This window comes from uncultured Intestinibacter sp. (assembly GCF_902468165.1).
Taxonomy (GTDB): domain Bacteria; phylum Bacillota; class Clostridia; order Peptostreptococcales; family Peptostreptococcaceae; genus Intestinibacter.
Genome location: NZ_CABQXJ010000116.1, coordinates 1 through 5157 on the forward strand (window position 1 = coordinate 1; position 5157 = coordinate 5157).

Annotated in this window: 4 protein-coding genes; 3 read left to right on the forward strand and 1 reads right to left on the reverse strand. The window is 26.7% G+C overall.

Annotated features, from left to right (window positions below):
• Positions 1-117: 117 nt before the first annotated feature.
• The 3 genes from RDX53_RS13665 (at position 118) to RDX53_RS13675 (ending at position 3900) form a co-directional block, all read left to right on the forward strand.
• Positions 118-927 (forward strand): helix-hairpin-helix domain-containing protein, encoded by an 810-nt coding sequence (locus RDX53_RS13665; protein ID WP_195930744.1) that lies wholly within the window; start codon positions 118-120, stop codon positions 925-927.
• Between the two features lie 85 nt (positions 928-1012).
• On the forward strand, positions 1013-2272 hold the full coding sequence (locus RDX53_RS13670) for a protein phosphatase 2C domain-containing protein (RefSeq protein WP_195930743.1): 1260 nt from the start codon (positions 1013-1015) through the stop codon (positions 2270-2272).
• Positions 2273-2319: 47 nt separating this feature from the next.
• Complete coding sequence (locus RDX53_RS13675) at positions 2320-3900, forward strand: hypothetical protein (RefSeq protein WP_195930742.1); 1581 nt, start codon at positions 2320-2322, stop codon at positions 3898-3900.
• A gap of 45 nt (positions 3901-3945) precedes the next feature.
• On the opposite strand, the gene RDX53_RS13680 is transcribed toward RDX53_RS13675, so the two are convergent.
• Complete coding sequence (locus tag RDX53_RS13680; protein WP_195930741.1) at positions 3946-4806, reverse strand: CPBP family intramembrane glutamic endopeptidase; 861 nt, start codon at positions 4804-4806, stop codon at positions 3946-3948.
• Positions 4807-5157 lie beyond the last annotated feature (351 nt).

Here is a 5157-nt window from a genome sequence, read left to right on the forward strand (position 1 = left end):
ATAAAAATAAATATAATAAATATAATATTAGTTTCTTATAAATGATATAATTGTGTTATAAAATGAATAAAATTTCTATATATTTTAAAAAGAATAATTACTTAAGAGGGTGAAAATATGTCAGTAACAAGACGAGGTTTAATCTGGGAAATTCTTAATTCGTGGTGGATTGTACTTTCATGCATTGGATTTTCTTTTGCATCATTCATATATATAGGAACAAAGGCTAGAACAACTAAATGGAAGGTAGCAGGAGTATTATACTTATTAGTAGGTATTTTATCTATATTTTTCATTGTATCAGATCCTATTAGTTTTGCATCAACTGTTGCAGTTTTAGTATGGTTGGTGAGTTTATTAGTAGGTGTTATTCACTCATTTTTAGTGAGAAGAGAATACTTAATAAGAAGAGATTATATTCTTACTAATGGAATAGAAGATAAAGATTTAGACAAAATCAGAGAAGATGTGAGAAGACACTACAAAGGAAAAGATTATATAAAAGGTAGTGGAAATGATACACATTTAGATAGCACATACCACTCAAATATGGAGTATAGAGACTACGATACAATTTCAAATAATCCAAGTGATAGTTTATTTGAAAATGAAAATTATGATGAAGCTTTTGAACAAGATCATCATAACTTCCATAGTAGTAACTATATATCTTATAATAAAACTACAGAGTATCAAAGTGTAGATGACAACAATATAAATATAAACTTTTGCCCAAAGGAAGATTTATTAAAACTTCCTGGAGTAAATGAACAAACTGCAAACAGAGCAATTTCACTTAGAGAAATGTTAGGTGGGTTCAATTCAGTACAAGAATTTATCGACATGGTACATATTGAATCACAATATTCTAATCAAATAAGAGAAATGGCTACAGTAAAAGACCAAAATATCGATTTAAGAAAATAATAAATTGCAATATATAAATAGGCTCAACTTATTAAAAAGTTGGGCCTGTTTTTGTATATAATAGAAAATATAGGAGGTGAAGATTTTGTTAAATGGAATTAGTGCTGTGACAACAGGTCAAATACATATAAATCAAGGGAGAGAATGTGAAGATTATACAGAATTGGATTTAGAGAGAAAAGATTATGTTATGACAGCGGTGGCAGATGGACATAGCTCTCAAAAGCATTTTAGAAGTGATAGAGGGTCACAATTTGCAGCAGAGGCAGCAAAGGAAAGTATTTATGAATATATGAATGACTATAATAGATTTGTTGAAGCTTATAATTATGATAAACAATATCTTATAAATAGAATCATAAAAATGACAATATCAAAATGGCATATAAAAATAAATGAAGATGTAGATATGAACCCAATTACACAAAATGAAATAGATAAATACTTAGATAATGATTTTGATATTGAAAACATATCTTCTATTTATGATACTACGCTGTCTGTAGGTGTTATGAGTCAAGAATGTAGTTTTGGATTTTTAATTGGAGATGGAAGTTTTGTAGTAATAGATAAAAATGGGAAGATGAATACACCTATAGATAATATAGAAAATAAAAATCATAAAAAAACATTAAGTGATGATGAAGCATACAATAACTTTACTACATATTTTTCTGATGAAATGCCTTTTGCGATTATGATATCAACATCAGGTCTTTATAACTCATTTATAGATAAGAAAGATTTTTTAGATTATAATTATTCGATAGCAACTGAGTTAGGTTCTTTAAATACAATTGATGATAAAATAAATATGGAAGAAAAACTAGGAGAGCAGTTTGAAGAAAAATCAAAACAAGGAAGTCAAGACGATATCTCCATGTCGATTATTTTTAATAGTGATAATTATGACGGAATTATAAAAAATCTTGAAAATATGAAAAAAATACAAGAAATAGATAACGAAATAAATTATTCAAAAGAAAAGATAAAAATATTTGAATTAAATAATGAGCAGATTTTGAGTCAAAAAAACGAAAACAATGAAAATATAGAAAAGTTAGCCAGTGAAAAACAAGAGTTAGAAAAGTTAAATATAGATTTAAAAGAGCAAAAACATCTATTAGAAGAACAAATAAAAAAGATACAAGAAGAATTGAGTAAGATAACATCTCAAGAAGAACATATAGACAGTAGAAAAATGGAAATAGACTCATTACTAGAAAAGTACAAAACAATAGATAAAGAAAAAGAAGAAGAACTGAATAAAAATATTGAGGATAAGCGAAGAGAAGAAGAACACATAAAATTAAAAGAAGAGGAAAAGAAATATCTTCAACTTTAGAAATTGATTTAAATATAAAAGAAAAATAAGGGCAGGAGGTGGAGCTGATGGATAGTGAAAAAAGAACAGATGAATTTGATAATGATAAACAAACTGATAGATTAGAAAATAATGAAATAACAAACGAAGAAATTATTTATGTAGATGATTTGGATGATGATTACTTATATATAAATAAAAATAATCAAGAAGAAATAAACGAAAAAGAAGAAAAGAAAAGTAAGATTTCGATTGATGATATTATAAATGGGCAAAAAGCTAAAAAGATGGAAAAATTGCAACAACAAAGGCAATGGGGAATAGATTTAGAGATAAATACATTATCTATTGAGAAATCAGAAACCACAGATATAGATCTAAAACTTGATTTTAATAACTTAAATGATGTTCAAAAAGAAAACAATATCGATAAAGAAAATCAAATTAATAATATACATGAAACTAATAATATCAATAAAGAAAAACAAGAAACTTACATATATGAAAACACGAAATTTAGCAATCTTAGTGAAAAATTAAATCTCTGTATTCAAGTATGCAAATTATTTGAAGACATTCATAAACAAGAAAAGTGCTTTAATTCTATAACATTAAATGATATTGTTATAACTCCTCAAAATGAGTGTAAGATAAAAAATACAGAAAAGATAGTTGAACAAAACGCTTATAATTATGACATTAATTATGAAAAAACTTCTGCTCCAGAAATATTAAACAATAAAAGTAGAGCCAATATAAATACTGACAGGCATAGTTTAGCGTTTTTATTATTTGAGATTTTATTTGACAGTAATCCATTTGAAGGAAGTAAAGTAATAGATACGGTTTATTATACTAAAAATGACGAATTAAATGCGTATAAAGAGCCGATATTTGTTTATAGCTACAAAGATAAAAGTAATATGCCTGTGCGTGGTATACACTCAAAATTGATAAAAGATTGGAATGAAGTTTATACAGATGATATAAAAATAGTCTTTATCCAAAGTTTTGTTGATGGAATAAATAATCTGGAGTTACGAATAGATGAAACTACATTTATCCAAAAGTTAATTAAGTTTAAGGATATTATAGACTGGCCAAATGATAATAATGAGCAAATACTAGAATTTAGTGAAAACTCTATTGAAAATAAAAATAATAATAAATTAGAGAAAAACGAAAACGAAAAAGATTCTAAGCATACAGAAAGAGTTGTAATAGCTGATTCAAATAAGGGATTTGAGGAAAAGAAAAAGATAATAATTATAGATAAAGACAAGGCACAGACACCTGTCAAAAAGCCTAAAGTACAACATCAACTACAAATAACATATTCATATGCAAGTGGAGCAAATGAATATGAAATATTGGATTTACTTCCAGGTACTGAAATTATAAACAGCATAGTTGGATATGAAGATATAAAACCAACGCAATTAATCGGAAAAGTAGTACAAAATGTAAAAAACAGGAGTATATTAGGGCTAAAAAATATATCCAACCATGAGTGGATTGCATCTAAAGGAAGTAGCAAAAATGTTATACTTCCTGGTAAGGTGCTTGTAATTATGGATGGAGTAGAAGTTGACTTTTACCCAGAAAATAGAAGTATTACAAAGACAAAATGGAGTATAGTAAAGCCATAAAATAAAACCGTAGTACAAACTACGGTTTTATTTTATTTAAGATAATTACAAAAGACTATCAAATTTATAAGTTTTCATATCAAAAGCATCTTTTTCGATATATTTACGATTTTGTATTATAAATCTTATAAATAAAATTAATCCGATTATAAGAGTGATAATGCCGACTACTAAATATGAAGAAGCATCGCTAAGTGTAAGTAGACTGTTTTCGGCTCCAGTGATAGAATCTGAACTTGTAAACAAAGAAGGTATACTTACAATTAAATTATTTAGAAAATGCACAGTCATAGGTATCAATATATTTCTATATTTTAAATATAAAATACAGTTTGCAATACCAAAAATAATAGCACCTACAACAGCTAATTCTACATGCAAGATTCCAAACAATATTGATGAGAATATCATACCGATATATACATCAAAAATTCTTGATAATCTCTTAAAAATTACCACTCTAAACAGCAATTCTTCAAGTATTGGTGCAGTTATTACAGTTAAAATAAATACAGACACAGTATTTGTGAAAATATCATCACCAGAACTATTTAGTGAATTTGCCATATCTAAATCTATAAAACATACAATAGCTAGTATCAAAAGAGTAGTACCCAAAGAAATTAGTATCTGTGTAAATACAACGTTTAAGATTTCTTTTATGTTTATTTTTTCAATAAAATCATGTATTAGTTTATTTAGTTTACGAAAATTTACTCCAAACTTAAAAAATAAATATAGAATAAATAGACAATCTATAATCAATTGAACAACATTAGTATTCTTATCTAAGAAGCTATCATCTATAATTTCTATTACAAAAATTATTCCAAAGTTCATCAGTAAATAGACTAAAATAGAAGGAATGATTTTAACTTCATTAAAGTCCTCTTTTCTAATAAACAAAATATATCCCCCCTATCAATAATTGATATATTAAAAGTATAATATTGTTTTGAATAAATAGTACTTATTTATATTAAATTTTATTTATAAAGTATAAAAAATTATATAAAAAATCCTGAAAACCCTCTTTACACAGAGGGTTTTGCTGTGCTATACTCTAAGAGTTGCAATGTGCGTAAAGACGCACAAATAAAAATCACGTACAGAGATTCCAATGGATGGTGCCCCGACGGTGTGAAGGCTGGGTCCAGATAGAAAATGATCTGTACGGAAGAATCTAACCAAAAAGGAGAACAAACATGAGCGTTATTTCAATGAAACAGCTTTTGGAAGCAGGTGTTCATTTCGGAC

Coding starts and splice junctions, on each gene's coding strand:
- RDX53_RS13675 (WP_195930742.1), top strand. CDS start 2,320: ATGGATAGTGAAAAAAGAACAGATGAATTTGATAATGATAAACAAACT.
- RDX53_RS13665 (WP_195930744.1), top strand. CDS start 118: ATGTCAGTAACAAGACGAGGTTTAATCTGGGAAATTCTTAATTCGTGG.